This window comes from Pseudorhodoferax aquiterrae, assembly GCF_014652235.1.
GTDB classification, from domain to species: Bacteria; Pseudomonadota; Gammaproteobacteria; order Burkholderiales; family Burkholderiaceae_C; genus Pseudorhodoferax; species Pseudorhodoferax aquiterrae.
This window is the reverse complement of the sequence record NZ_BMYK01000006.1, coordinates 14,845-40,537: the sequence shown is the minus strand read 5'-3', so window position 1 is coordinate 40,537 and position 25,693 is coordinate 14,845. Positions and strand designations below refer to the sequence as shown.

Here is a 25,693-nt window from a genome sequence, read left to right as displayed (position 1 = left end):
GGCTCCGCTGACCTCACCCCAAGGGCCTTGCCGATGACCGCTTCCACCCGCCGCACCTTCCTCGCCGCAGGCGCCGCCACGCTCGCCACCGGGCTGCATGCGCAGGACGCCTATCCGGCCCGCCCGATCCGGTTGGTGGTGCCGTTTCCGCCCGCCGGCGCGGCCGACTTCCTGGGCCGCACCGTGGGCGAGAAGCTCGCGCAGTCGCTGGGCCAGCAGGTGCTGGTGGACAACCGCGCCGGTGCGGGCGGCAACATCGGCACGCAGGCTGCGGCCCAGGGCGACCGCGAGGGCTACACGCTGCTGTTGACCGGCGTGCCGCTGGCGGTCAACCGCTTCCTCTTCCGCACGCTGCCCTTCGATCCCGAGCGCGACTTCGAGCCGGTCGCGCTGATCGCCACCGTGCCCAACCTCATGATCGTGCCGGCCGACTCGCCCGCCAGCACGGTCGAGGAGTTCATCGCCTACGCACGCAAGAAGCCCGGCGGTGCGACCTTCGCGTCCATCGGCAACGGCACCTCGCTGCACCTGGCCGGCGCGCAGTTCAGCAGCACCGCCAGGCTCGACATGGTGCACGTGCCCTACAAGGAGACCGGCACGGCCAACACCGACCTCATGGCGGGGCGCGTGGACGTGATGTTCCAGACCATCTCGGCGGCCGCCGGCCTGGCGCGCGGTGGCAAGGTCAAGGCCCTGGCCGTGACCAGCGACGTGCGCGTGCCGGCCTTCGCCAACGTGCCCACGCTGCGCGAGGCCGGCACCGATCTGGTCTCAGTGGGCTGGTTCGGCCTACTGCTGCCGGCCAACGTGCCGCCGGCCCGCAAGGCCCTGCTGGAAGCCCAGGCGCTGGCCGCCGTGCGCGACCCGGCCGTCGCGGCGCGCATCGCCGACAGCGGCTGCATCCCGCGGCCCTTGGCCGGCAAGGAGTTCGCGGCCTTCATCGCCGAGGAGACGGGCCGCCTCGGCGAGGTGGTGCGCAAGGCCGGCATCGTGGCCAGCTGAGAGCAGGCTTCAGTACAGCCCGCGCGCCCGCGCATGCAGCCGGGCCAGGCCGAACAGCGCGTCGGTGAACGGCGTCGGCGTCTGCGTGATCTGGCCCAGTTCGCGCACGGCGCCGACCAGCGCGTCCAGTTCCACCGCACGGCCGGCTTCCACGTCCTGCAGCATCGAGGTCTTGAACGCGCCGAGCTTGCGTGTGACCGCGTGTCGGTCCTCGGGCTGCTGCGCGATCGGGATGCCGATGCGCGCGCCGATGGCCTTGGCCTCCAGCATGACCTGGGTGACCAGGCCGCGCACGAGATCGTCGTCCATGATCTGGTCGGTGGTCACGCCGGTGATCGCGCTGATCGGGTTCACGGTCATGTTGCCCCAGAGCTTGTACCAGCAGTCCTTCTGGATCTGCGCGGACACCTGGGTGTCGATGCCTGCGCGGGTCAGCAAGGCGGCCAGGTCCTGCACGCGTTCGGTGGCACCGCCGGCCGGCTCGCCCAGGATCAGCTGGTTGCCGAAATGGTGCTTGACGAAGCCAGGCCCGTGCAGCGCGCAGCTGGCATGCACGATGCAGCCCAGCACGCTCTCGGCCGGGATCGCCGCGGCGATGCGGCCGCCCGGGTCCACGCTCTCGAGGCTGCGGCCCGCGTAGTCGCCGCCGAAGCCCTGGAAGAACCACCAGGGCACGCCGTTCATGGCCGTCAGCACCACCGTCTGGGGGCCCAGCAGCGGCGCGATGCGCGCGGCCACCTGGGCCATGGCCGGCGCCTTCACGGCCACCAGCACGAGGTCCTGCACACCCAGGTCGGCCGGGTCGGCGCTGGCGCGCACGGGGGCGGTCAGCACCTGGCCACCCTGGTCCAGCCGCAGCCCGTGGGTCTGCAGCGCGGCCAGCGTCTCGCCGCGCGCCACGGCGCTCAGCGTGCAGCCGGCCTGGCCCAGGCGCGCGCCGATCCAGCCGCCGATGGCGCCGGCGCCGAACACGCAGACGCGTTGGAAGCGCGCCGCCATCAGCCTTCGGCCGTGAAGCCCACGGCCTTCACGATCGGGCCCCACTTGGCCGTGTCGCGTGCCACCAGGTCGGCGAGTTCGGCTGGCGAGGACGACATGGCTTCCAGGCCGAAAGTGGCCAGGCCGTCCACCACGTCCTTGTTGGCCAGCGCGGTCTTCATCGCGGCGTTGAGGTGGTTGACGGTGTCGGCCGGCGTCTTGGCCGGCAGGAAGAAGGCGAACCACTCGCTGTGCGTGCCCTCCTTGATGCCCTGCTCTTCGTAGGTGGGCACATCGGGCGCGAAGCGGTTGCGCTTGCTGCCCGAGGTTCCCAGGATGCGCACCTTGCCGCTGGCCAGGTGCTGCGTGAGATCGCCGACCGGGCCGGACACGGCCGAGACGTTGCCGCCCAGCAGGTCCAGCATGGCCGGCTGGGTGCCGCGGTAGGCCGCGTGCTTCAAGTCCACACCGGCGCTCTTGCCCAGCAGCGCGCCGATGAAGTGCGGCGTGGAACCGGCCGCCGGCGAGCCGAAGTTGGCGCCGGCCGGATTGGCCTTGGCCCAGGCCAGGAACTCGGGCACGCTCTTCACGCTGGCCGGCACGGCCGGGCCCACGGCCAGGCCGAAGTCGAACACGCAGCCCAGCGAGACGGGCGCCAGGTCGGCCTTGGGGTCGTACGGCAGCTTCTTGTAGATGTGCGGATAGATCGTCAGCATGGACGTGGGCGTCTGCAGCAGCGTGCCGCCGTCGGGCGCGGCCGACTTGACGAACTGGATCGCGATCTGGCCGCCCGCGCCGGTGCGGTTCTCCACCACGGCGGTCTTGGCGTAGCTGGGCGCCAGCTGGGTCGCGACGCGCCGGCAGATGGTGTCCGAGGTGCCGCCGGCGGCGAAGCCGGTGACGATGCGCAGCAGCTCGGGGTGGGCCTGGGCCAGGGCGTGCTGGCCGATGGCCGACAGCAGGGCGCCGGCGCTAGCGGACTGCAGCAGTTGGCGGCGGTTCATGGGCATTTTGTACTCCTCGGGTGGACAAGTTGTGCGCGGCATTGGCGCCGCTGGGCGCGCCATTGTGGGCGCGCGCCGGTGCCGCCGACCCCCGTGTTTTCTAGTATGTTGCAGTGCGCCATCGCCGGCGCCCCCGGTTCAGGCCGGGGGGCCGAACAGCGGATGCAGGTTGCTGTGCTTGGCGTCGAAGACCTCGTGGCCTTCGTCGATCTGCAACGTGACGCCGATGTGCCGGCTCCCGAACACCGGCGCCAGCTGCTCGCGCACGGCGGCGATCAATGCCTCGCCGATGCGCTGCTGCAGCGCCGCGGGCCGGCCCCTGGCCATGCGCAGGTTCAGGTAGATGAAGGCGTAGTCGCCCTGGTGGTCGGCCACGGCGTAGTGCGTGGCGGCGAAGGCCAGCACGCGCGTGCCGCCGGTCGGGAACACCTGTCTGCCGGCATCGTCGCGCTGCGCCAGCATGGTGTCGGACAACTGGCGGCACAGCGCGCCCATGTCGGTGCCCGGTTCCACATTGGGGCTGTACAGCACGACGAGGTGGGGCATGGCGCGGTCTCCGGGCGGTGAAAGCCGGGCATTGTGCCGCTGTCGTCCCATGGCCTACACGTCCGCTGGCTGGGGGCCGACGGTGCGCACGGGCCCGCCTTCGCAGAATGCGTTTGTGCGGGCCGGTGGCCCGCCCCATCCCTCGGGAGCCGCCCCATGCCCGAACACCACCTGCCCGCCACGCGCCCCGCGCCCAGCCTGCGCCAGGCGCGGCTGATCAGGCGCCTGCGCGAGACGCTGTTCGAGCTGCAGTGCGACCTGGAGCCCGATCCGGTGGCCATCGACCGGCTCATGCGCCGGCTCGCGCGCGTGCGCGGCCACGACAGCCGCAGCTTCCTGCGCGCCTGAGCACAAGCCACGCCATTCCTGTGTGCGGGGCCGTACCCCGGCAGCGCCATGGGCGTTGTCGAAACCGTGGACAATCGCCCGCTTTCGCCTTTCCTTGTCTGTTGTCCGACTTCCCAGGAGATTGCCATGACCTACCCCAGCACCCAACTTTTCATCGCCGGTGAATGGCAGGACGCCGCCGACGGCCGCACGCTGGCCGTGTTCAATCCCTCCACGGGCAAGGAAATCGGCCGCGTCGCGCATGCCGGCACCAAGGACCTGGACCGCGCCCTGGAAGCCGCGCAGAAGGGCTTCGAGGTCTGGCGCGACATCCCCGCCATCGAGCGTGCCAAGACCATGCGCCGCGCCGCTGCGCTGATGCGCGAGCGCGCCGGCGAGATCGCCGCCATCCTGACCCAGGAGAACGGCAAGCCGCTGGCCGAAGCCAAGGTCGAGGCCATGGCGTCCGCCGACATCATCGAATGGTTCGCCGACGAAGGCATGCGCGTGTACGGCCGCATCGTGCCCTCGCGCAACCTGGCCGTGCGCCAGCTGGTCGTGAAGGACCCGGTCGGCCCGGTCGCCGCCTTCACGCCCTGGAACTTCCCGATCAACCAGGTGGTGCGCAAGCTGTCGGCCGCGCTGGCCAGCGGCTGCTCCATGCTGGTCAAGGCACCGGAAGAGACGCCGGCCTCGCCCGCCGCGCTGATCAAGGCCTTCGCCGACGCCGGCGTGCCGGCCGGCGTGGTCGGCCTGGTCTACGGCAACCCGGCCGAGATCTCCAACTACCTGATCCCGCACCCCATCATCCGCAAGGTCACGTTCACGGGCTCCACGCCGGTCGGCAAGATGCTGGCCGGCCTGGCTGGCCAGCACATGAAGCGCGTGACCATGGAGCTGGGCGGCCACGCCCCCGTGATCGTCTGCGAGGACGCCGACATCCAGCTCGCCGTGAAGGCCGCCGGTGCCGCCAAGTTCCGCAACGCGGGCCAGGTCTGCATCTCGCCCACGCGCTTCCTGGTGCACAGCAGCGTGCAGAAGGAATTCGCCGAGACCCTGGCCACCTACGCGCGCGGCCTCAAGGTCGGCGACGGCCTGGCCGAGGGCACCACCATGGGCCCGCTGGCCAACCCGCGCCGCCTGACGGCCATGGCCGAGTTCACGCAAGACGCCGTCAAGCAGGGCGCCAAGCTGCTGGTCGGCGGCGAGCGCATCGGCGATGCGGGCAACTTCTGGCAGCCCACCATCCTGAACGACGTGCCGCTGTCGGCCAAGGTCTTCAACGACGAGCCCTTCGGCCCCATGGCCGCGATCCGCCCGTTCGACAGGATCGAGGACGCCATCAGCGAGGCCAACCGCCTGTCGTTCGGCCTGGCCGGCTATGCCTTCACCAGCTCGCTCAAGAACGCGCACATCCTGTCGCAGCGCGTGGAAGTCGGCATGCTGTGGGTCAACCAGCCCGCCACGCCCTCGGCGGAACTGCCGTTCGGCGGCATCAAGGATTCGGGCTACGGCTCCGAAGGCGGCCCGGAGGCCATGGAGGCCTACCTGAACACGCGTTCGGTGTCGATCACCAACGTCTGAGCGTCCGCGCGCTGCCCCATACCCACAAGGAGACTTCGATGTTCCGCCGCACCTTCTGCAGCGCGCTGGCCGCCAGCGCGCTGGCCCCGGGCCTGGCGCTCGCACAGGCCTACCCGAGCAAGCCGATCCGCCTGATCGTGCCGTTCCCGCCAGGCGGCGGCACCGACATCCTGTCGCGCCTGGTGGCGGCCAAGCTGACCGAGGTCACCAAGTGGACCGTGGTGGCCGAGAACCGCGCCGGTGCCGGTGGCACCGTGGGCATCGGCGAGGCCGTGCGCGGCGCGCCCACGGGCTACGACATGGTCATGGGCCAGAAGGACAACCTGGTGGTCGGCCCCTGGCTGTACAAGAACCTGCCCTGGGATCCCACGCGCGACCTGGTCGCGGTGTCCCACATCGCCTACACGCCGGTGGTGATCGTCACGTCCAGCACCTCGCGCTTCAGGACCCTGGGCGACGTGGTGGCCGCGGCGCGCAATGCGCCCGACACCATCACCTACGGCTCGCCCGGCAACGGCACCACCATCCACCTGGCCGGCGAGATCTTCAAGACCGCGGCCGGCATCAACATCCGCCATGTGCCGTACAAGGGTTCCAACCCGGCCATGATGGACGTGCTGGCCGGCAACGTGGACCTGATGGTGTCCTCGCTGCCCTCGGCCATCGGCCAACTCAAGTCCGGCAAGCTGCGCGCCCTGGCCGTGACCTCGGCCAAGCGCAGTTCCACCGCGCCCGAAATCCCGACCGTCGCGGAGCTCGGCTACAAGGACTTCGACGTCAGCACCTGGTATGGCCTGTTCCTGCCGGCGGGCACGCCCAAGGAGATCGTCGCCACCGTGCACAACGAGGTCGACAAGCTGCTGGCCATGCCCGACATGGTGGCCGCGGTCCAGGCCCAGGGCGCGGAGGTGCAGCGCATGACGGCCGAGCAGTTCGCCACGCTGGTCAAGAGCGACTACCAGAAGTGGAAGGGCATCGTCGAAGCGTCGGGCGCCAAGATCGAATAATCGACCACCCCGTTTGGACTTCTCACTGCGTGTAGAAGTCCCATCCCCCTCCAGGGGCCGAGCCCGGACACATCAGATCCGGGGGATCTGATGTGCCTGGCGAGGGGCCGAGCCTCTGGCTCGGCGCGGCCTGCAAGGCCTCCCCAGCGGTCCGGCAGAGCCGGTCCCGCGGGTGCACTGGCATGGCCTGCTCCGCGGCCGTTCGACCAGTTCCTTGCAAGCCGATGCTGTGCGATGCGGGTGGTGTGTCGTCTCAGGCCGCATCGCGCACCGGCCCGGCCGCGTGCTGCGCGCAGACGATCTCGCCCAGGCGCTGCAGCGCGGCCTCCAGCGCCGGCGTCCACGGCAGGCCGCAGTTGATGCGCACGTAGTGGTCGCAGCGCGTGGTGTTGGAGAACAGCGTGCCCGGCGCCACCAGAATGTGCTCGCGCAAGGCAGCATCGAACACCGCCACCGAAGACAGCTGCCGGGGCAGCTCCACCCACAGCTGCAGTCCGCCGGGCGGCAGGTTCAGCCGCGTGCCGGGCGGGAAGTGCTGGGCGATGGCCTCGGCAGTGCGCTCGCGCTGCGTGCGCAGGTGGGCGCGCAGTTGCTTGAGGTGCCGGTCGTAGGCGCCCGAGGCCATGAAGCCGCCGGCCGCCCACTGCGCCAGCGCCTCGTTGCTGCGCGACTGCGCGTACTTGAGCATCTCCACGCGCGCCTGCCAGCGGCCCGCGCTGATCCAGCCCAGCCGCAGCCCAGGCGCCAGCACCTTGTGCAGCGAGGCGCAGTGGATGATGTTGCCGCTGCGGTCGAAGGACTTGAGCGCACGCGCCGGCGCCGGCGCGTCCAGCAGTTCGCTGTAGGTGTCGTCCTCGATCAGCGCGATGCCCTGCTGCTCGCACAGCGCCGCGAGCCGCGCCTTGTGCGCATCGGGCATCACGCTGCCGAGCGGGTTTTGCAGATGCGGCACCACCACCACGGCCTTGATGTCGCGGTAGGCCGCGATCGCCAACTCCAGCGCCTCGATCGACAAACCGGTCTGCGGGCTCGTGGGGATCTCCAGCGCGCGCATGCCCAGCGTTTCCAGCACCTGCAGCAGGCCGTAGAAGGTGGGCGACTCCACGGCCACGGTGTCGCCGGGCTGGGCCACGGCGCGCAGCGCCAGGTTCAGCGCCTCGATGCAGCCGTGCGTGGGCAGCACCTCCTCGGGCGACAGCGCCATGCCCACGCGCACCGCGCGTTGGGCCACGGCCTCGCGGAACGGCGTGCGCTCGCGCGAGGGCGTCGCCTGGGTCAGCAGCTCGGGATGCTGGCGCAGCGCGCGCGTGACGGCGTTGCGCATGGCCTCGGCCGGGTACAGCGCGGGCGCGCCGCGCGCCGTCGACAGGTTCAGGTGCACCGCGTGCGAACGCCGCTGCGTGACGAAGGCCGACACCTTCTCATGGATGCCGACGAACTGCGCCGGGTCCGGCGCGCGGTCGGTGGCCGGCTCGTCCATGGGCACGATCTTCAGGCGCCGCGGCCGCGTCACGAAGTAGCCCGAGCGCTCGCGTGCCTCCGCCCAGCCCTCGGCCTCGAGGCTGCGGCAGACCTGCAGCGCGGTGGACAGGCTCACGCCATGCAACTGCATGAGCTCGCGCAGCGAGGGCAGGCGGTCGCCCGTCTGCAGCGCGTCGGCGCGGATGGCCTGCAGGTAGTGCTCGGCGATCTGGCGGTAGCGGGGCGTGGAGGGCATGGCGCGTGGGAACTGCCGTCCGATCTTGCGCCGGGGCCTGGCGGCTGAACAGATGCAGATGGCGCGGAGCGGGACCATAACAGATGGTGTTCCGGCGGCGCTGTTCCGGTGCAGATGGGCGGCGGCTGTGCCTGTTCCGGGAGCGGCGCCGTTCCTACGATCCACAGCATGTGTTGAACCTTATCCGGAGCCTGCCATGGACCACCTCGCCCCTTCCTCCACCAGAACGCTTGCCGCGGGCGAGCAACTGCATGTCCACCTGCCGGCCGGCAGCATGCTCATCGCGCTGCATGGCCTGCTCCAGGTGCAGGGGCCCGCGGACTGGCTCGCCGAGCGCATGGTGGCGGGGCGCCATGACGTGCCCGAGGGCCAGGCCTGGACGGCCACGCAGACCGGCTGGCATGCGGTGCAGGCCTGCGGCGCCGCAGCGCAGTTCGTCTGCCTGGCGTCCACCAGCCACCCGAACGGCGGAGACCGCTGGTGGCGGCGTGTGTGGCGGGCATGGTGGCGGCGCCCGCGTGCCGCCGCCTGCTGAAAGGCGCATGCGCCGGCGCCGTGAGGCCCCGCGCGGTAACGGCCCTGGGTCGATGCGGCCGTGGCGGGTTCCGTCACTTGTGCTTGTCCTTGGCGCCGAAGGGGTAGGCGCCGCCGCCAGCGGCGGCCGGCTCCTTGGGCGGCAGCACGAGCGAGAGCACCATGGTCACCGCCAGCACCAGCACCGTGAAGCCCAGTGAGTAGCCCACCGGGATCTTGTAGAGGTCGATCAGCAGCATCTTGGCGCCGATGAAGACCAGGATGATCGCCAAGCCGTAGCTCAGCAGGTGGAAGCGCTCGTGCATGCTGGCCAGCAGGAAGTACATCGCGCGCAGGCCCAGGATGGCGAACACGTTGGAGGTCAGCACGATGAACGGGTCGGTCGTGATGGCGAAGATGGCGGGGATCGAATCCACCGCGAACACCACGTCGACGATGCCGATCAGCGCGATGACGACCAGCATGGGCGTGGCCATCTTCACGCCGTTCACCACGGTGAAGAACTTCTCGCCGTCGTAGTCCGGCGCGATCTTGAAGCGCCTGCGCATCCACTTGAGCGCGGGGTTGTTGTCCAGGTCCGGCTCCTGCCCGGCGGCCCACCACATCTTGATACCCGTGAACAGCAGGAACGCGCCGAACACGTACAGCACCCAGTGGAACTGCGTGATCAGCCAGGCGCCCACGAGGATCATGCCCGCGCGCAGCACCAGCGCGCCCAGGATGCCGATCATCAGCACGCGCTTCTGGTACTCCGGCGGCACGGCGAAGTAGGTGAACAGCATCAGGAACACGAAGATGTTGTCGACCGCCAGCGCCTTCTCGATCAGGTAGCCGGTGACGAACTCCAGCGCCTTGTCGCCCGCGAGCGCACGTGCGGCGGCGTCCGTTCCCGTGCCGCCCAGGTACCACCACATCCAGCCCATGAAGACGAAGGAGACGCCCACCCACACCAGCGACCAGATGGCGGCCTCCTTGGTGCTGACGCGGTGGGCGCCTTGTTTGCGCATGGCGAAAAAGTCGACCAGCAAGGCCACGACGACGAACGCAGCGAACAGGGACCACATGAGTGGTGAACCGATGGTTTGCATGACAGCCTTCAAAAAGAGTCGCAACGATCCACCCGGCGGCCCTTTGCAGAGCGCGCCGAGGTGGCTTCCCGAACCCAAGACTGGTCTTGCCGTGCCGACGGTGACGCGGTGCGAGACCGGTGCCGTGGCTGACAGCGCCGGGCCGCGGTGCAGGGCACCCCGGCCGTACTGACGACGCTGCTCCGGGACGACGTGCTGGCCTGCAGACGCATCCCGGTGGCTACTCCCCAATAAGAGCGGGCGCAGTCTAGCGAGGCGCGAAGTGCCCGCAGGGCAAGCGGGGAAATGGCATGCGGGCCTTGATCGGCGAAGGGGTGGACATCGGTGTCCTCGCGCGAGACGCAGGATCGGACGGCGCTGCCGGTGTCGCAGCCGCCCCAGCTTCGCTGGCGACAACATCAGCGGTGAAGTGGACTATGTGCCTCAAGCGAGCAGCGCCAGAAGCAGCCTGAGGGGATCTGCCGCCGGTCGACCGCGCGGATCACGCCGTCCACCATCTCGTCGAACAAACCCGGCCCCTGGCTCGGCATCGGCCAGGATGTCCCAGCGCTGCGGCGTGGCGCTCTGGATGGTGTCCAGCCGCCAGTCCTTGGTTTCCAGGATCAGCAGGCCGCGCCGCGGGTGCAGGACGACGAAGTCCGGGTGCGTCTGCTTTGGGCCGATGGGCACGTCGTACCAGAGCAGGTGGTCCTCATCGAGTTGCTGCTCCAGGCGTTTGGCGAGGCGGCGCTCGCCGCTGGTCATGCGGGGTTTGCACGAGGCTAGGGAGGGATGAGGACCGCCATGGCGGGAAACTACACGATCCGCCTCCAGCTGAGCATGAGGGTTTTTCGATCTCGAAGGTGAGTTCAGGTGTTCACGACGACGGGCACGACCGCCTGCGCAGCGATCTGTTGGGCGATAGGGGTATAGAGGTCCACGTCGGTCTCCGGCGTGCGGATGGAGACGATGAGGCTATAGCGGGCAGGCAGGTTGTAGCGCTCTTGCGCCGGTCGCGTGCGCCACCAGCCTTTGGCCGGGTACACAGCGATGAAACCACGGTTGGCCAGTTCGGCAGCGGTGCCGCGCCAGATGTCTTTGTGCAGCGATCCCCGGTGGCGTTGCCTGTCGCCCAGCAGCCAGTTCGGGTCGCGTGGGTCGATGGGGTCGCCGTCGTCTTCCCGCTCAGCCGCAGCATTGATGCGCGCGACGAAGTCGTCGGTCGTTGCGTCGAGCGGGCGCTGCACATCGAAGCGCAGCCGATGTGACGGGTAGTGGAACTTCGATGATGTGCCGCGGGCCGAGGGGTTGGGCTCGATGAAGTACGACAGGGTGACGCACAACTCGACCTGGGTGTCTGGCGGCAGGGCAAGCAGTTGCTCCTTCGGCCAAGGCAGCGCATGCAGGTTCATGTCGCGGCTGACGACGCCTTTGCCGGTGACCTTCTGGAAGGGGCGCACTATGTCCTCGACAACCAGCGTCAAGGAGTTGCCTGCGCTCCAGAGCGCGCGCTCCAGACTGGGCACGCCCCAACCGCAGTGACGGATCAAGTTCACATGGTCGGCTTTGCTGGCGTGGCCGTGCGCGGGCAGATAGGCCGCCCGCATGGCGGTGGTCCATTCGGCCGAATGGACGATCAGCGCCCGGATCGTCTCGGGCCGAAACGTTGGGTAGGCCGCCATCACTTGCGCCGCCATGCGTGCACCGAGTGCTGACGCAGCGCTGGTCGCATTGGTTGTCGTGAACAGGCGTTCCAGTGGCAGGTTGTGGACGGTCAGCAGGTTCAGGCTGTTGATGCCGATGGCGCTGAGCGCATCCTTGCCGGCGTTGCCCCCTTCGAAGACCACGTCGGGCTTCAAGGGCCATGCCGTGTGCCAACCGTTCGACGTGCGCGTGTACGGGCTGAGGCCGCCACTCGGCGCAACCGGTACGAGGCCTTGTGCGTCATGTTCGGTGATGGTGACCTTTTCTGTGCAGGCGCCGACCGTCAACGCATTCCAGGACTGGCCCGGGTCGCGAATGCCGCGTGAACCCAGGCTGGTGGGATAGGTCCTCCAAGACTGCTCGTCTTCGGTATTGCCAGCGCACAAAACGAAGAGCCGAGGAAACTGGCCGTTGCCGTCGTAGTCACTGGCAAGTCGATCCACGGTCGCCGACCAGGCCGAAGGACGGCCTTGGTCGCGGTCATCGTCGGAAGTGACTGCTGACGTGAACATCCGTGGTCGATGGGGGGCCGTAACCTCGGGCCGCGAGACAGCCTCGGCAAACAGGTAGCCGTGCTGCCGCGAGTCACCAGGATTCGCGCCCTGCTCTGGCGTGAGTTTCACCGACTCAAGGCGGTGCGCCACCGCCAGCGGGCCGTCCGTGGCCAGGGCCGCCGACAGGTCACCCAGCGCCACGAGCCCGGCAAGGCCGGTGCCGTGGTTGGCAGTGTCGTCAACGCCCCAGACTGGATCCACCGTGTGCAAGTCTGCGCTGGCGATGAATGAGGAAAGCAGCGGGTGACCTCGGTTGACGCCCGAGTCCAGCAGGCACACCCGTGGCGTCGAGTCGTCGTCAGTCGCCACGGTCAGGCGCGCAAGAGTTTCGTCCACCCACTCCTGCTGTTCGGGCGGCGTCATGCCGTCGAAGAAGTGGGCTGTTTCCTTGGCGCGACGCAGCTCTGCCACGCAGTTGAGCGTCATGACCGAGGTCGAGAACTGCTGTTCCGAGCCGAACATTAGGACGACAGTGCGCTCTGGAAAACTGATGTAGTGTTCGCTGACCTGGCACTGGGCCAGCGCCGCCAGCTTTCGGAAGTCCGCGAGCACGGCCAGGCGGTCGCCGCGCACAGGCAGCCAGACCTCCCACCAAATGGCTTCGGCCGTGTTCTGCGGTAACAGGGCTGGATCGTCGGTCCACAGTGCGCGGACCTCGGCACGACGAATTGCGGAGACTGTGTTCAACAGCGCATGGTGATCGAGCGCATGGCCTTTGACGTTCTTGCGCTCGGCAAGATAGTCCTCGACGTACTTCTCGAAGTGCGCCAGCTTGCCGTCTGGCACGAAGACGTTGGCAGAGGTTATGTCGCCGTCGACACGTACGCTCAGTACCTCGATCTTCTTCTGCGCGTCCTTGCCAAGCTCGTAGCCCAGGCTCTCGAAGGCCAGCGCCGCGTCGGGTCGCCCAACAAACTGAACTTGCAGGCCAAGCCCGCTTTCCAGCCCTTGCTCTTGTTGGGCAGCGACGGCCTGTCGGGCCACGGGCCGCAGCGCGACCAGCTGGGCCTTCAGTGCGTTGCCGTGTTGGGCGCGGTCGAGCACCGGAACAAGGCTCGCGCCTCCGCCTGATGACGGCGCCGTGAACGCCTGCGCGGTTGATGTGTTCGCGAGAACGAGGTGTGGGCGTCTATCGAGTGGTTGATCCGGCATGGGCGGACAAGTGCTTCGAGTTTTGTGTCAGCCTTGCACTGATCAGGCGGCGTTCCCCTAACGCCTGCGCCAGCTCTGCTGGTTGCACTTTCGTCTGGTCATGCAGGATCGCGTCTTTGATGGACGCATCGACTGCGCGACATATTTCAGCGTGGCTCAGGCCTTCGGCCCGCCCCTGCAGCGCTTCCTTTCGGAAAGGCTTTGGCGCAAAGCGGCCCAGACGGGACCGCATGAGTTCGAGCGCCTGGACTGGCGATGGCAAGTGGTACTCCACCACATCGTCAAATCGGCGAAAGAGCGCGTAATCCAGGATTTCCGCGTGGTTGGTGGCGGCGATGATCAAACTGTTCGACGTGTCCTGCTCGATCATTTGCAGGAAGCTGTTCAAGACCCGGCGAATCTCGCCCACGTCATTCGCCATCCCGCGCTGCGAACCAATGGCGTCAAACTCATCGAAGAAGTAAACGCCACGAATATCCGTGATGGCGTCAAAGACCTGCCGGAGCTTGGAAGCCGTCTCGCCCATGAATTTGGTGATGAGCGAATCCAGGCGGACCAGGAAGAGGGGAATGCCCAGTTCTCCCGCCAAGGCAGCGGCGGTCAGGGTCTTGCCGGTCCCCGGCGGCCCAACCAGTAGCAGCTTGCGCCGAGGCGCCAGCCCGTGCTCTTTGATTCGGGCAAGCTGGCGCTGTTCCTTGATCACGCGATGGAGCTGGGTCGCAGCCACTTCGTCCAGCACCATGTCCCCCAGGCGGTTGGCGGGCTGCGACACCGCCAACAGGCTGGCCAGTTCGCCCCGTGGCTTGGCGGCGCTGCCAATCGCGACCAGCTTTCCCGATGCGTCCTGGCCGACACGGACCTTGGCCGCATCGATCATGTCGCGCAGTTCCTGGGCCAGCTTGCCGTGCCCGAGCTTCGCCTCGTGCGCGGCCACCTGCATGGCGACCGACAAGAACTGTCCCTCATCGCGACTGATGTGCGACTTGATGAGCGCCTTGAGTTGGTCTGAACTGGCCACGGGGGAGGTACGGTGTGTGTGTGCGGGGAGGTAGGAGGCATTGTGCCCGTTGAATACGAGTCCGCCACCGGCAGGGAATACGTTATCGGGGAGCGCAAGCTCACCCCCCAAACATCCCCTCGATCTCCCCCGCATACGCCTTGTAAACACTCGCCCGCCGCACCTTCATCGTCGCCGTCACTTCCCCATCGTCGTGGTCCAGCGCCTTGGTCAGCAGGTGGAAGCGCCGGATCTGCGCCACCTGCGCCAGCCGGGCATTGCCGCGGTCGATCTCGCCCTGCACCAGATCCCGGACCTGCGGCAGCTCCACCAGCGACCGAAAGTGCGTGAACGCCAGCCGCTGCGCCTCGGCCCACTTGCCCACGGTCTCCTCGTCGATCTGCACCAGCGCCGCCACGAACTTGCGGCCGTCGGCCACCACGATGCATTCCTTGATGTAGGGGCTGCCCTTCATCTGGTTCTCGATCTCCGACGGCGTGAGGTTCTTGCCGCCGGCCGTGATCATGATGTCCTTGAGCCGGTCGACGATGCGGATGTGGCCGTCGGCATCCTGTTGCACCACGTCGCCCGTGTGCAGCCAGCCGTCCTGCACGGCGGCGGCCGTGGCCTCGGGGCTCTTGTAGTAGCCCGCGAACACCATGTCGCCGCGGATCTGCAACTCGCCTTGTTCGCCGATGCGTGCCTGCACGCCCCGCGTGGGCGGGCCCACGGTGCCGGTGCGCAGCTGGTCCACGGACTGGCCCGTCACCATGCCGCTGGATTCGGTCAGGCCGTAGACCTCCACCAGCGGCACGCCCAGCGTGCGGAAGAAGCGCACCACGTCGGGCGGGATGGGCGCCGCGCCCGTCAGCGCCACCTTGGCGGCGCGCAGGCCGATGAAGTTCTGCAGCGCGCGCAGCACCGTCCAGTAGGCCAGCGCAAAGCGCAGCCGGTCGCCGAGCGTCCACCGGCTGCGCGGCTTTTCGGCCAGCGGCGCGCCGGCGGCCATGGCGCGCGCATAGAGCGCGCGCTGCAGCGGGCCGGCGTCCTGCATCTTGATCGTGATGGCCGCGTGCAGCTTCTCCCAGATGCGGGGCACGCCCAGGAACATGCTGGGCGCCACCTCGCGCAGGTCTTCCTGCACGGTGCGGATGGATTCGCCGAAGTGCACCTGCGAGCCCAGGTACAGCGGCACGAAGCAGCTCAGCATCTGCTCGGCCACGTGGCACAGCGGCAGGTACGACAAATGCGTGGTGGAGCCGTCCAGGCCCAGCCGGTCCACGATGCCGGGCACCACGCCGCGGATGTTGCGCCACGACAGCATGGCGCCCTTGGGCGCGCCCGTGGAGCCCGAGGTGTAGATCATGAGCCCGATGTCGTCCAGCGTCTGCGCCGCCAGCGCCGCGTCGATGCGGGCCAGGCCCTCGCGCGCCTGCACTTCGGCGCCGATGCGTTCCAGCTCGGCGAAGGAGACGATGCGTTCGCGCACGTCGGCCGGGTAGCTGGCCAGGCCCTTGGTCTCCACCACCACGATGCGCTGCAGGCGTGGCAGCTGCGCCTGCGCATCGAGGATCTTGTCGAGCTGTTCCTGGTCTTCGCAGACCACCACCTCCACGTCGGCATGGCCCACCACGTAGGCCACCTCGTTGCTGGGGCTGGTGGGGTACACGCCTACCGTCACCGCGCCGACCAGGCCCGCGCCCATCTGCGCCAGCACCCATTCCACGCGGTTCTCGGAGACCACGCCCAGGTGGCCGCCCGCGGGCAGGCCCAGCGCCGCCAGGCCCAGGCCCACATGGCCGGCGCGGCGCAGGTAGTCGGCCCAGGTGATGGGCTGCCAGATGCCGAAGTCCTTCTGCCGGATGGCCACGCGCGCGCCCTGGCGTTGCGCCTGTTCGCGCAGCATCTGGGGCAGCGTCTTGCTGGGAAGATCAGGCCCGGTCATGACAACCATCTCTTCCTGCGCTTGTAGTGCTTCAGGTCTTTGAAGCTGCGGCTCTCGCCGCTGCCGCCCACGCCCAGGTAGAACTCGCGCACGTCGGGGTCGGCCGCCAGCCGCTCGGCGCTGCCGTCGATCACGATCTTGCCGTTCTCCATGATGTAGCCCGCGTCGGCCACGGCCAGCGCGATGCTCGCGTTCTGCTCCACCAGCAGCATGGAGGTGCCGCGCTCGGCGTTGATGCGCGCAATGATGGTGAAGATCTCTTCCACGAGTTTGGGCGACAGGCCCAGCGAGGGCTCGTCCAGCAGCATCAGCTGCGGCTCGGCCACCAGCGCACGGCCGATGGCCAGCATCTGCTGCTCACCGCCCGACAGGTACCCGGCCAGGCCCTTGCGGCGCTCGTGCAGGCGTGGGAAGTAGGCGTACACCGCGTCGAAGTCGCGCGGCACGCTCTTGCGGCCGGTCAGCGCGTAGGTGGCGGCCACGAGGTTCTCGTGCACCGTGAGGTCCTCGAACACGCGGCGGCCCTCCATCACATGGGCCAGGCCGCGGCGCACCAGCACGTGCGGCTCCAGGCCCGCGGTGGCCGTGCCGTCGAAGGCGATGCGGCCGGCCTGCAGTTCGCCGTCCTCCAGTGGCAGCAGGCCGCAGATGGCCTTGAGCGTGGTCGACTTGCCGGCCCCGTTGCCGCCCAGCAGCGCCACGATCTGCCCGCGCGGCACGGCCAGCGACAGGCCGCGCAGCACCTGCACGGCCTTGTTGTAGACCACCTCGATGTTGTTGACTTCGAGGATCGCGCCGCTGGCGGTCATGGGATCAGAGCTTGATCCAGTCGCTGGCGGAGACCATCTTCTGCGCCTTCATGTCTGCGCGGTAGACGCGGCCCACGGGAATCGAGTTGCCGCTGATCGTGATCGGCACGCCGATCAGCCCGCCCGTGTCGAAGTCCTTGATGGTGTTCAGCGCCGCCTTGAGGCTCTTGCCGTCCAGCGGCTTGCCGGCGTCCAGCGTGCGCTTGGCCGCCTCGGCGAACAGCATGGCCGTCAGAAAACCCTGGATGTAGGCCGTGCTCTGGTACTCGGGCCGCATGGCACGGATCTTCTCCAGCATGGGCGCCTTCTCGGTGTCGTAGTAGTAGCGGAAGGGCATCACGCCCATGAAGCCGTCGCCGGCCTCTCCCATCTTCATGACGGTGGAGCTGTCCATGGTCCAGAAGGTGCCCATCCACTTGCTGGTCATGCCCTGCTGCTTGCCCTGCTGGATGAACTCGGGGATGGGCGCGAGGATGTAGCCGTGGAAGATGGTGTAGTCCGGCGCGGCGCGGCGCAGCTTGATGACCTCGGTCGACACGTCCACGCTGCCGGGCGGCGTCATGATCTTGATCGGCACGGTCAGGCCCAGCTTCTTGGCCGCCGCCTCGCTGGCCTCGATCGGATCGCGGCCGAACTCCGAATCGCTGTAGACGAAGGCCACCTTGGCACCGGGCTTTTCCTTGGCGATGTGCTGCAGCAGGATGCCGAACATCTCGGTGTAGTCCGGCCCCACGAGGAACTGGTGCGGGTACTTCTGCGGGTTGTTGAGTTCGCTGGCGAAGGAGGCGCCGGCCATCAGGATCTGGCCGCTGCGGTCCAGCTCGGCGTTGATGGTCTTGGCGAAGCCCGTGGAGTCGCCGTAGTACAGGTTGACCTTGTTCTGGCTCGTGATCTTCTTGTAGGCGGCCACCGAGACGTCGACCTTGTAGCCCGTGTCCTCGGGCACGTAGCGCAGCTTGCGGCCCTTGATGCCGCCCGCGTCGTTGGCGATCTTCACGTAGTCGGCGATGCCGGCGTTGATGCCGATGCCGGCGAAGGCGAACACGCCTGTCATCGGGATGGAGCCGCCGATCACGACGTCCTCGCCCTGGGCGCGCACCGCGCGCGGCAGCGCAGCGGCTGCCAGCGCAGCACTGCCGCCGAGCACCAGGGCGCGGCGACGGTCGGAGGTGGGTTTCTGGGTGGCAGCACGCATGGCAGTCTCCTTGTCAGTTCCTGAAAGGCCAGAGATGGAAAAAGCGGCGGATCCGCCGCCACACTTCGGCGAGCCCGTGCGGCTCGAACACCAGGAAGCCCACGATCAGCAGGCCGAACACGACCGTGCGCACCGGCGAGAGGAAGACCGTCGTCTCGGTACCGCCCGGCAGCAGGTCGAAGACGAGCTTGAGCACCTCGGGCACCAGCGTCATGAACACGGCGCCGAGGATGCCCCCGAGGATGGTGCCCATGCCGCCGACGATGATGGCGGCGAGGAAGAAGATCGACATCAACAGCGGAAAGCTCTCGGGCGTGACCACGCGGAAGAAGTAGGCCCACAGCCCGCCCGCCACGCCGGCGTAGAACGAGGACAGCGCGAACGACAGCAGCTTGGTGCGCAGCAGCGGGATGCCCAGCACCTCGGCCGAGATGTCGCGGTCGCGGATGGCGATGAAGGCGCGGCCCACGCGCGTGCGGAACAGGTTGGCCGCGCCCAGCACCATGAGCAGCATGGCGGGCACGATCAGCCAGTAGATGCGGAACGAGGTGTCCAGCGGCAGCCCGAACACCTCCGCGGGCCGCAGCGACAGGCCCGTGGTGCCGCCCGTGATCTTCAGGTTGGCGAACAGGAAGTGCGCGATGAACGAGGCCGCGATGGTCGCGATCGCCAGGTACAGCCCCTTCACGCGCAGCGAGGGCAGACCCACGAGCACACCGCCCAGCATGGCCACCACGCCGCCCGCGGGAATGGCCGCCCAGAACGGCAGGCCATAGCGCAGCTGGCCGATCGCCACCGTGTAGGCGCCCAGGCCCATGAAGGCGGCCTGGCCCAGGCTCACGAGGCCGGTGTAGCCCGTGAGGATGTTCAGGCCCGTGGCGCTGGCGACGTTGATGGCCACCAGGCAGGCCAGGTAGAGCCAGTAGTCGCTCGCGACGAAGGGGAACAGCACGAGCACGGCCGCACCCCCGGCCAGCCAGGCCTTCTGCGTGCGCGAGTCGAACAGCGCCGCGTCGGCGGTGTAGCTTTCCTTGAGGGTGCCGATGCGCATGGCAGGTGGTGGTCAGAGGCGTTCGATCTCGTGCGTGCCGAACAGGCCGTAGGGCCGGATCAGCAGCACGCACACGAGCACGATGAAGGTGGCCAGCAGCTTGTATTCGCCGCCCAGGTAGGCGCCGGCCAGCGCTTCGACGAGGCCGATGAACAGGCCGCCGACCAGGGCGCCCAGCACGCTGTCGAGCCCGCCCACGATCACCACCACCAGCACCGACAGGCCGAACACGCCCATCGACGAGGAGATGCCGCCGATGGCGCCGACGACGATGCCGGCCACCGCCGCGATCATGGCCGAGGCCACCCAGGCCAGCGAGAACACGCGCGGCACGCGGATGCCCATCATGTACGCCGCGCCCTGGTCGGAGGCCGTGGCGCGCAGCGCCACGCCGCCGCGCCAGAAGCGGAACAGCAGCAGCACCAGCGCGATCAGCACCAGCGCGGCCAGCGCGCCGTAGGCCACTTTGGGCGCGAGGAAGGCGTCGCCGATCACCACGGGCTGGCTGGGGAAGAACTCGGGCAGCCGGCGCTGGTCTGCGGTCCAGATGATCTCCACCAACCCCACCAGGATCGAGGCCAGGCCCACCGTGACCATGAAGGCCGAGATCGGCGGCTCGCCCAGCAGCGGGCGGATCATGGTGCGCTCGACCACCGCGCCCAGCAGCCCGGTGCCCAGCACCGCGCCCAGGATGGCAAGCCACACGGGCAGCGCCATGCTGGCTGCGAACGCGAAGAACAGGTAGGCGCCCGCCATCAGCATCTCGCCGATGGCGATGTTGACCACGCGCGTGGCCTTGTAGACGAGCACGAAGGCCAGCGCCGCGAAGGCATAGAGCCCGCCGCTGGCCAGCCCGGTCAGCGCGATCTCGAAGAGGTAGGCCCAGTCCAAGCTCATGGCGTGACGGCCTCCCTGCGCAGCTTGCGCCGCAGCTCGCCCACGTCGCCCGCGCCCAGGTAGGCGCGCACCACCTCGGGATCGGCCTGCACCTGCTGCGGCGTGCCCTGCGCGATGACCTGGCCGAAGTTGAGCACCACCACGTGGTCCGACAGGTCCATCACCATGCCCATGTCGTGCTCCACCATCAGCACGGTGATGCCCCACTCGCGCCGCACGTCGAGGATGAAGCGCGCCATGTCCTCGGTCTCCTCGCGGTTCATGCCGGCCACGGGTTCGTCCAGCATCAGCACCTTGGGCTGCATGGCCAAGGCCCGTGCCATCTCCACGCGCTTTTGCAGGCCGTAGGGCAGGGCGGCCACGCTGGCGTGGCGGATGTGGTCGATCTCCAGGAAATCGATGATGCGCTCCTCCACGTCGCGGCGCAGTTCGGCCTCCTCGCGGCGCGCGCGGCCCAGATAGAACAGCGCGTCGAACACGTTGGTCTTCAGGTGCGCATGGCGGCCGAGCTTGATGTTGTCCAGCACCGTCATGCCGCGGAACAGCGCGATGTTCTGGAAGCTGCGCGCCAGGCCCATGGCCGCGCGGCGCGGCGCCGGCACGCGCGTGATGTCTGCGCCCTCGAAGCGCACGCGCCCGGCGCTGGGGCGGTAGAAGCCCGAGATGGTGTTGAACAGCGAGGTCTTGCCCGCGCCGTTGGGGCCGATCACCGCGGTGATGGAGCCGGGCTGCGCCGCGAAGCCCACGCCCGCCAGGGCCTTCACGCCGCCGAAAGCCAGCGTCAGCTCCTCCACCCGCAGGACGGGGGCAGCGCTGGTGGGTGGCAGGTCGGACGGCATGGACGTACGGGTTTGTTCCTACGTGCGGTGGAGGCTACTGGTTCGTAGACTTTCTACCCGCCAGTAACGCCGCGATCTTCGATACAAGCTGTCACGCGTTGCATCGGGAAATACCCTGCGCACCATGAGCACCACGCCCCGCCGCCGCGCCGCCAAGGCCATCGCCTCGCCCTGGCTGGCCGCGGGTGCCCGGGGAGACCAGCGCGAGAAGAAGCGCCAGGCCGTGCTGCAGACGGCCGCACGGCTGTTCAACGAGCGCGGCTTTCACGCTACCTCGCTGGACGACATCGCCGAGCGCTTGCACGTGAGCAAGCCCACGCTGTACTACTACGTCAAGAGCAAGGACGACATCCTGCTCGAGTGCGTGCGCACGGCGCTGGCCACCATGCAGCAGGGCATCGCCGAGGTGCGCCAGCAGGGCGGCCGCGCGCTGGACCAGCTGCGCGCCTGCATGCGCAGCTATGCCGCCATCGTGATGGACGACTTCGGCCAGTGCGTGATCCGCATCGGCGAGGACCCGCTGCCGCCGCCGCTGCGCAAGGAACTGCGCCGGCTCAAGGCCGGCATCGACCACGAGTTCCGCCGCCTCGTTACCGAAGGCATGGCGGAAGGCTCGCTGCAGCCCTGCGACCCCAAGCTGGCCGCCTTCATGCTGGCCGGCGCGCTGAGCTGGATCGGCCGCTGGTACCGGCCCGACGGCGCGATGACGCCCGAGCAGATCGCCGACCAGGGCATCGCGCTGCTGCTGGGCGGCGTGCTGGCCCCGGTGCCATCCCCACCATCCTCCGCGCCACGCCGGCGCGCACCCCGAAAGAGCACCCCATGACCCCAGACGACGCCCCCCTGCTGATCGGCCGCGAAGGCGCGGTCGCCACGCTGCGCTTCAACCGCCCGGCCGCGCTCAACGCGCTGGACGTGCCCATGGCCCAGGCCTTTCTGGCCGCAGCCCGGGACATCGCCGCCGACCCGAGCGTGCGTGCCGTGCTGCTCTCGGGCAGCGGCAAGGGCTTCATGGCCGGCGGCGACCTCGCGGTGCTGCAGGCCGATCCGCAGGGCGGTGCCCGGGCCCTGATCGGCCCGCTGCACGAAGCCCTGGTGGTGCTGGCCGGCATCGACGCGCCCATCGTGGCGCAGGTGCACGGCGTGGCCGCCGGCGCCGGGCTGTCGCTGATGCTGCAGGCCGACTTCGTGCTCGCGGCCGAGGGCACGCGCTTCAACCTGGCCTACGTGAACATCGGCGCGAGCTGCGACGTGGGTGCCTCCTGGGCGCTGCCGCGCTGGGTCGGCCTGCGCCGGGCGCTGGAGATCGCCATGCTGGGCGACATGCTGGACGCCGCGGCGGCCGAGCGCATGGGCCTGGTCAACCAGGTGCTGCCCGCCGATGGCCTGCCCGAAGCCGCGATGGCGCTGGCCCAGCGGCTCGCCAACGGGCCCACGGTGGCGCTGGGCCAGCTGCGCCGGCTCATGCGTTCGAGCTTCGACCGCGCGCTGCCCGCGCAGCTCGATGCCGAATCCGCGGCGTTCCAGGTGTGCGCCGCCACCGAGGACTTCCGCACGGGGGTGGACGCCTTCTTCGCGCGCGGCAAGCCGCAGTTCCAGGGCCGTTGAGCGCAGCCGCGTGCAGCGGTTCAGGCCGCCGGCGGCGCGCCGTCGTACGCGGCCTGCAGCAAGGCCCGCAGCGGCGCGGCCTCGATCGGCCGCGGATTCGGATACGCGTCGCGCAAGGCCAGGGCGCAGGCTTGGTCCAGGTCCTGTGCGCGCATGCCGATGTCCCGCAGCGCGACAGGCGCGCCCAGCCGGCGCGCAAGGGCCTGAACACCCTGCGCCGCGTCCACCGTGCCCAAGGCGCTGGCGATGCGCTGCATGGCCTGCGGCGCCGCGACCGCGTTGTAGGCCAGCACGTGCGGCAGGACCACGGTGTGCAGCTCGGCGTGGGGCAGGTTGAAGCTGCCGCCCAGCGTGTGGCACAGCTTGTGGTGCAGCGCCATGGCCACGCTGCCCAGCACCAGGCCGCACAGCCAGGCGCCGTACAGCGCGTCGCTGCGGGCGGCCCGGTCGCGCGGGTCGGCGTGCAGGGCCGGCAGCGCGCGGCCCAGCGCGGCGATGCCTTCGGCCGCCATGAGGCTGGTGACGGGGTTGCCGTCGGCCGCGTACAGGCCCTCGGCCGCATGCGCGATGGCGTTGATGCCGCTCACCACCGACAGACCCACCGGCAGCGCCAGCGTGAGGTCGGGGTCGTACAGCACGGTGCGCGGCAGCACGCGTGCGTCGCGGCCCGTGCGCTTCAAGCCGTTCTCGGTGAGCCCGTAGATGGGCGTCATCTCCGAGCCGGCGTAGGTGATCGGGATGGCCAGCACCGGCAGCGGCGCGACCAGCGCGATGGCCTTGGCCAGGCCCACCGTGGAGCCGCCACCCACGGCCACCAGGGCGTCGGCGCCGGCGTCTCGCGCCGCAGCGCGTGCGGCCTCGGCGCTGGCCAGCGGCACGTGCATCACGGCACCGTCGAAGATGCCGGCGGCGCGCGGTCCGAGCAGTGCCGCGACCTGCTCGGCCTGGCCGCGCTGCGGCGCCGTGCTGAGCACCAGGGCCTTGCGCGCGCCGAGCCGGTCCAGCTCGTCGGGCGCCTGCGCCAGCGTGCCGGCGCCGAACAGCACCCGCTGCGCGCGGCTCTCGTAGGTGAAGGGGCGGTCGGGCATGGTGCTCACTCCACGCTGATCTTGCGCTTGGCGATGAGCTGGCCCCAGCGTTGGCTCTCGCGCTGCACGAGCTTGTCCATGGCGGCGCGGTCGCCGGCCACGACTTCGAAGCCGTTGTCGGCCATGCGGCGTGCCAGCGCGGGCTCGCGCAGCGTGGCCGTCATGGCGGCCGAGAGCTTGTCCAGCGCCGGCGCAGGCGTTTTCGCGGGCGCGACCATGCCGACCCAGGAGTAGATCTCGAAACCCGGGTGCGTCTCGGCGACGGCCGGCACCTGCGGCAGCGGCGCGCTGCGCGCCGGCGAGGTGACCGCCAGCGCGCGCAGCTTGCCGGCCTGCACGTGCGGCAGCACCAGCGGCAGGCTGGCGATCATCGAATCCACGTGGCCACCCAGCAGATCGGCGATGGCCGGGCCGCCGCCCTTGTAGGGAACATGCAGGCCGCGGCTGCCGGCCGTCTCGTGGAACAGCTCGGCAGCCAGGTGGTTGGAACTGCCGGCGCCCACCGATGCGTAGGTGACGTCGCGCTGGCGCGCCGCCGCCACGTAGTCCTGCACGGTCTTGTACGGCGAGGCGGCAGGCACCACCAGCACCATCGGCGAGCGCACGGCGTAGGAGACGCCGGCGAAATCGCGCAGCGTCTCGTAAGGCAGCTTGCGGTGGATGTGCTGCTCGGTCGCATAGGAGTCGAACACCATGGCCACCGTGTACCCATCGGGTGCGCTCTTGGCGAGCTGGGCCATGCCGATGGTGCCGCCGGCCCCGCCGCGGTTGTCCACCAGCACCTGCTGGCCCAGCCGCTCGCGCAGCGGTTCCTGCAGCAGGCGGGCCACCTTGTCCACCGTGCCACCGGCGGCGAACGGCACGATCAGGGTCAGCATGCGGTCCGGGTACGGCTCCGCGCGCGCTGCCCCGGCGCCGGCCAGCAGCAGGGCCAGGCCGGTCGCCAGCCAGGCATGGCGTCGGCGCAGGGTGGGGGCGGCGGCGGGTGGGGTCTCGTGGGGATGCATGGCGCGTCTTGTCTCGTCTGGATGAGGCGGCCGATGCTATTCTTTGCGTGCCATGGGCGGAATGCTGCTCCAGGGCCAAACGCCTTTGCGCGAGGTGCACAGATGAATCCCCTGGGTTTTGCCGAGAGCCTGTCGCTGTTCGTGGACGTGGTGCAGGACGGGAGCTTTTCCGCGGCAGCGCGGCGCCGCGGCCTGGCGGCCTCGTCGGTGGCGCGCCAGATCGACGCGCTGGAGCGCGAGATGCAGGTGCCGCTGTTCAAGCGCTCCACGCGCGCGCTGGCGCTGACCGAGGCCGGCACGCTGCTGTACGAGCCCGCGCTGAAGATCCTGCACGACCTGATGGACACGCGCAGCGAGGTGGTGGCGCTGGACGGCAGCGTGCAGGGCCTGCTGCGCGTGAGTTGCGTGCCGGCCTTCGGCCGCCGGCATGTGGCCCCGCACCTGCCGGCGCTGTTCGAGCGCCATCCGGCGCTGAACGTGGAGCTGGAGCTGACCGAGCGCGTGGTCGACCCCGTGGCCGAGCGCTTCGACCTCGTCATCCGCATCGGCGACCAGCCCGACAGCGCCCTGGTGGGCCGGCGCATCGGCAGCCAGCGCTATGTGATGGGCGCCTCGCCGGCCTATCTGCGCCGCCACGGCACGCCGCGCCGCATGGCCGACCTGGGCGCGCACCGGCTGATCGACCGGCAACACAGCACCAGCGTGCGCGGTTGGCGCGAGCTGCCCGGCATCGACTGGCGCCAGCCGCCCCAGTTCGCGCTGGAGAGCAACGACTGCGATACGCGGCGCCTGTGCGCGGCGCGCGGGCTGGGCATCGCGCTGATGCCCAACTGGGCCATCGGCGAAGACCTGGCGGCCGGGCGCATCGTCGAACTGCAGCTGCAAGACGCGCCGCCTGCGGAGGTCAGTGGCATCCACCTGCTGCGCCCGCGCGGCCGGGCCAACGCCAAGGTGCGTGCCTTCACCGACCACCTGCTGGACAGCATCGGCACGGCGGCGGGCTGGGTCGGCGCGGCGGCGCCGCTGGCGCGTGGACCGGCGCCGCAGGCGGACCCCGTGCCGGCGTGATGTCGGGCCCGGC

At 69.5% G+C, this 25,693-nt stretch carries 23 protein-coding genes and 1 pseudogene; 8 read left to right on the top strand and 16 right to left on the bottom strand.

Translation table 11 applies throughout. From position 1 onward, the window contains the following. Positions 1-33 precede the first annotated feature (33 nt). Positions 34-1,002, top strand: coding sequence for a Bug family tripartite tricarboxylate transporter substrate binding protein (locus IE209_RS12035; RefSeq protein WP_189687198.1), 969 nt, complete (start codon positions 34-36; stop codon positions 1,000-1,002). Positions 1,003-1,011: 9 nt separating this feature from the next. Here IE209_RS12035 and IE209_RS12030 read toward each other — a convergent pair whose 3' ends face one another. The 3 genes from IE209_RS12030 to IE209_RS12020 all read right to left on the bottom strand — a co-directional run bounded on the left by IE209_RS12030 (position 1,012) and on the right by IE209_RS12020 (position 3,530). Further along, the gene (locus tag IE209_RS12030) at positions 1,012-2,001 is read right to left on the bottom strand and encodes a 2-dehydropantoate 2-reductase (protein ID WP_189687197.1); all 990 of its coding nucleotides are present in this window, start codon (positions 1,999-2,001) and stop codon (positions 1,012-1,014) included. After that, positions 2,001-2,990 (bottom strand): Bug family tripartite tricarboxylate transporter substrate binding protein, encoded by a 990-nt coding sequence (locus IE209_RS12025; protein ID WP_189687196.1) that lies wholly within the window; start codon positions 2,988-2,990, stop codon positions 2,001-2,003. Before IE209_RS12025 ends, IE209_RS12030 begins: the two co-directional genes overlap by 1 nt. A 132-nt stretch (positions 2,991-3,122) precedes the next feature. Continuing rightward, positions 3,123-3,530: a 5-carboxymethyl-2-hydroxymuconate isomerase gene (locus tag IE209_RS12020; RefSeq protein ID WP_189687195.1), complete on the bottom strand. Its 408-nt coding sequence runs from the start codon at positions 3,528-3,530 to the stop codon at positions 3,123-3,125. A gap of 156 nt (positions 3,531-3,686) precedes the next feature. Between IE209_RS12020 and IE209_RS12015 the strand changes: the two genes are divergently transcribed. The 3 genes from IE209_RS12015 to IE209_RS12005 all read left to right on the top strand — a co-directional run bounded on the left by IE209_RS12015 (position 3,687) and on the right by IE209_RS12005 (position 6,448). After that, positions 3,687-3,878, top strand: a complete 192-nt coding sequence (locus IE209_RS12015; protein ID WP_189687194.1) for a hypothetical protein — start codon at positions 3,687-3,689, stop codon at positions 3,876-3,878. 126 nt (positions 3,879-4,004) lie between these two features. Continuing rightward, complete coding sequence (locus IE209_RS12010; RefSeq protein WP_189687193.1) at positions 4,005-5,441, top strand: NAD-dependent succinate-semialdehyde dehydrogenase; 1,437 nt, start codon at positions 4,005-4,007, stop codon at positions 5,439-5,441. A gap of 38 nt (positions 5,442-5,479) precedes the next feature. Further along, positions 5,480-6,448 carry a Bug family tripartite tricarboxylate transporter substrate binding protein gene (locus tag IE209_RS12005; protein WP_189687192.1) on the top strand — a complete coding sequence of 323 codons (969 nt, stop codon included), beginning with the start codon at positions 5,480-5,482 and terminating at the stop codon, positions 6,446-6,448. A 253-nt stretch (positions 6,449-6,701) separates the two neighbouring features. Here the strand turns inward: IE209_RS12005 and IE209_RS12000 are convergent, their stop codons facing one another. Next, positions 6,702-8,165, bottom strand: coding sequence for an aminotransferase-like domain-containing protein (locus IE209_RS12000; RefSeq protein ID WP_189687191.1), 1,464 nt, complete (start codon positions 8,163-8,165; stop codon positions 6,702-6,704). A 196-nt stretch (positions 8,166-8,361) separates the two neighbouring features. Here IE209_RS12000 and IE209_RS11995 point away from each other — a divergent pair, with 196 nt between their 5' ends. Then, entirely contained in the window at positions 8,362-8,700 is a 339-nt protein-coding gene (locus IE209_RS11995) for a hypothetical protein (RefSeq protein WP_189687190.1), read from the top strand. 73 nt (positions 8,701-8,773) lie between these two features. Here IE209_RS11995 and IE209_RS11990 read toward each other — a convergent pair whose 3' ends face one another. The 10 genes and pseudogenes from IE209_RS11990 to IE209_RS11945 all read right to left on the bottom strand — a co-directional run bounded on the left by IE209_RS11990 (position 8,774) and on the right by IE209_RS11945 (position 20,909). After that, entirely contained in the window at positions 8,774-9,787 is a 1,014-nt protein-coding gene (locus tag IE209_RS11990) for a TerC family protein (RefSeq protein ID WP_189687189.1), read from the bottom strand. A 528-nt stretch (positions 9,788-10,315) separates the two neighbouring features. Continuing rightward, positions 10,316-10,531: pseudogene (locus tag IE209_RS11985) on the bottom strand (nuclease-related domain-containing protein); the annotation flags it as partial. A 104-nt stretch (positions 10,532-10,635) separates the two neighbouring features. Further along, positions 10,636-13,068 (bottom strand): S8 family peptidase, encoded by a 2,433-nt coding sequence (locus IE209_RS11980; RefSeq protein WP_229882819.1) that lies wholly within the window; start codon positions 13,066-13,068, stop codon positions 10,636-10,638. Between the two features lie 85 nt (positions 13,069-13,153). Next, on the bottom strand, positions 13,154-14,194 hold the full coding sequence (locus IE209_RS11975) for an AAA family ATPase (protein WP_189687187.1): 1,041 nt from the start codon (positions 14,192-14,194) through the stop codon (positions 13,154-13,156). A 100-nt stretch (positions 14,195-14,294) separates the two neighbouring features. After that, complete coding sequence (locus IE209_RS11970; RefSeq protein ID WP_189687186.1) at positions 14,295-16,118, bottom strand: AMP-dependent synthetase/ligase; 1,824 nt, start codon at positions 16,116-16,118, stop codon at positions 14,295-14,297. Then, positions 16,115-16,927 carry an ABC transporter ATP-binding protein gene (locus IE209_RS11965; protein ID WP_189687185.1) on the bottom strand — a complete coding sequence of 271 codons (813 nt, stop codon included), beginning with the start codon at positions 16,925-16,927 and terminating at the stop codon, positions 16,115-16,117. Before IE209_RS11965 ends, IE209_RS11970 begins: the two co-directional genes overlap by 4 nt. 4 nt (positions 16,928-16,931) lie before the next feature. After that, entirely contained in the window at positions 16,932-18,122 is a 1,191-nt protein-coding gene (locus IE209_RS11960) for an ABC transporter substrate-binding protein (protein ID WP_189687184.1), read from the bottom strand. Between the two features lie 13 nt (positions 18,123-18,135). Further along, positions 18,136-19,173, bottom strand: a complete 1,038-nt coding sequence (locus IE209_RS11955) for a branched-chain amino acid ABC transporter permease (RefSeq protein WP_189687183.1) — start codon at positions 19,171-19,173, stop codon at positions 18,136-18,138. A 12-nt stretch (positions 19,174-19,185) separates the two neighbouring features. Then, positions 19,186-20,070, bottom strand: a complete 885-nt coding sequence (locus IE209_RS11950; protein ID WP_189687182.1) for a branched-chain amino acid ABC transporter permease — start codon at positions 20,068-20,070, stop codon at positions 19,186-19,188. Further along, positions 20,067-20,909 carry an ABC transporter ATP-binding protein gene (locus IE209_RS11945; protein ID WP_189687181.1) on the bottom strand — a complete coding sequence of 281 codons (843 nt, stop codon included), beginning with the start codon at positions 20,907-20,909 and terminating at the stop codon, positions 20,067-20,069. The genes IE209_RS11950 and IE209_RS11945 overlap by 4 nt, the downstream gene beginning before the upstream one ends. 124 nt (positions 20,910-21,033) lie before the next feature. Here IE209_RS11945 and IE209_RS11940 point away from each other — a divergent pair, with 124 nt between their 5' ends. Continuing rightward, entirely contained in the window at positions 21,034-21,735 is a 702-nt protein-coding gene (locus IE209_RS11940) for a TetR/AcrR family transcriptional regulator (RefSeq protein WP_189687180.1), read from the top strand. After that, positions 21,732-22,517 (top strand): enoyl-CoA hydratase/isomerase family protein, encoded by a 786-nt coding sequence (locus IE209_RS11935; protein WP_189687179.1) that lies wholly within the window; start codon positions 21,732-21,734, stop codon positions 22,515-22,517. Before IE209_RS11940 ends, IE209_RS11935 begins: the two co-directional genes overlap by 4 nt. A 20-nt stretch (positions 22,518-22,537) precedes the next feature. Here the strand turns inward: IE209_RS11935 and IE209_RS11930 are convergent, their stop codons facing one another. Both IE209_RS11930 and IE209_RS11925 read right to left on the bottom strand, forming a co-directional pair. Then, positions 22,538-23,605 (bottom strand): maleylacetate reductase, encoded by a 1,068-nt coding sequence (locus tag IE209_RS11930; protein ID WP_189687178.1) that lies wholly within the window; start codon positions 23,603-23,605, stop codon positions 22,538-22,540. A 5-nt stretch (positions 23,606-23,610) separates the two neighbouring features. Continuing rightward, a complete protein-coding gene (locus IE209_RS11925) occupies positions 23,611-24,612 on the bottom strand; it encodes a tripartite tricarboxylate transporter substrate binding protein (RefSeq protein ID WP_189687177.1) in 1,002 nt (333 codons plus the stop codon). Between the two features lie 102 nt (positions 24,613-24,714). Between IE209_RS11925 and IE209_RS11920 the strand changes: the two genes are divergently transcribed. Beyond that, positions 24,715-25,680 carry a LysR family transcriptional regulator gene (locus tag IE209_RS11920; RefSeq protein WP_189687176.1) on the top strand — a complete coding sequence of 322 codons (966 nt, stop codon included), beginning with the start codon at positions 24,715-24,717 and terminating at the stop codon, positions 25,678-25,680. Positions 25,681-25,693: the final 13 nt, after the last annotated feature.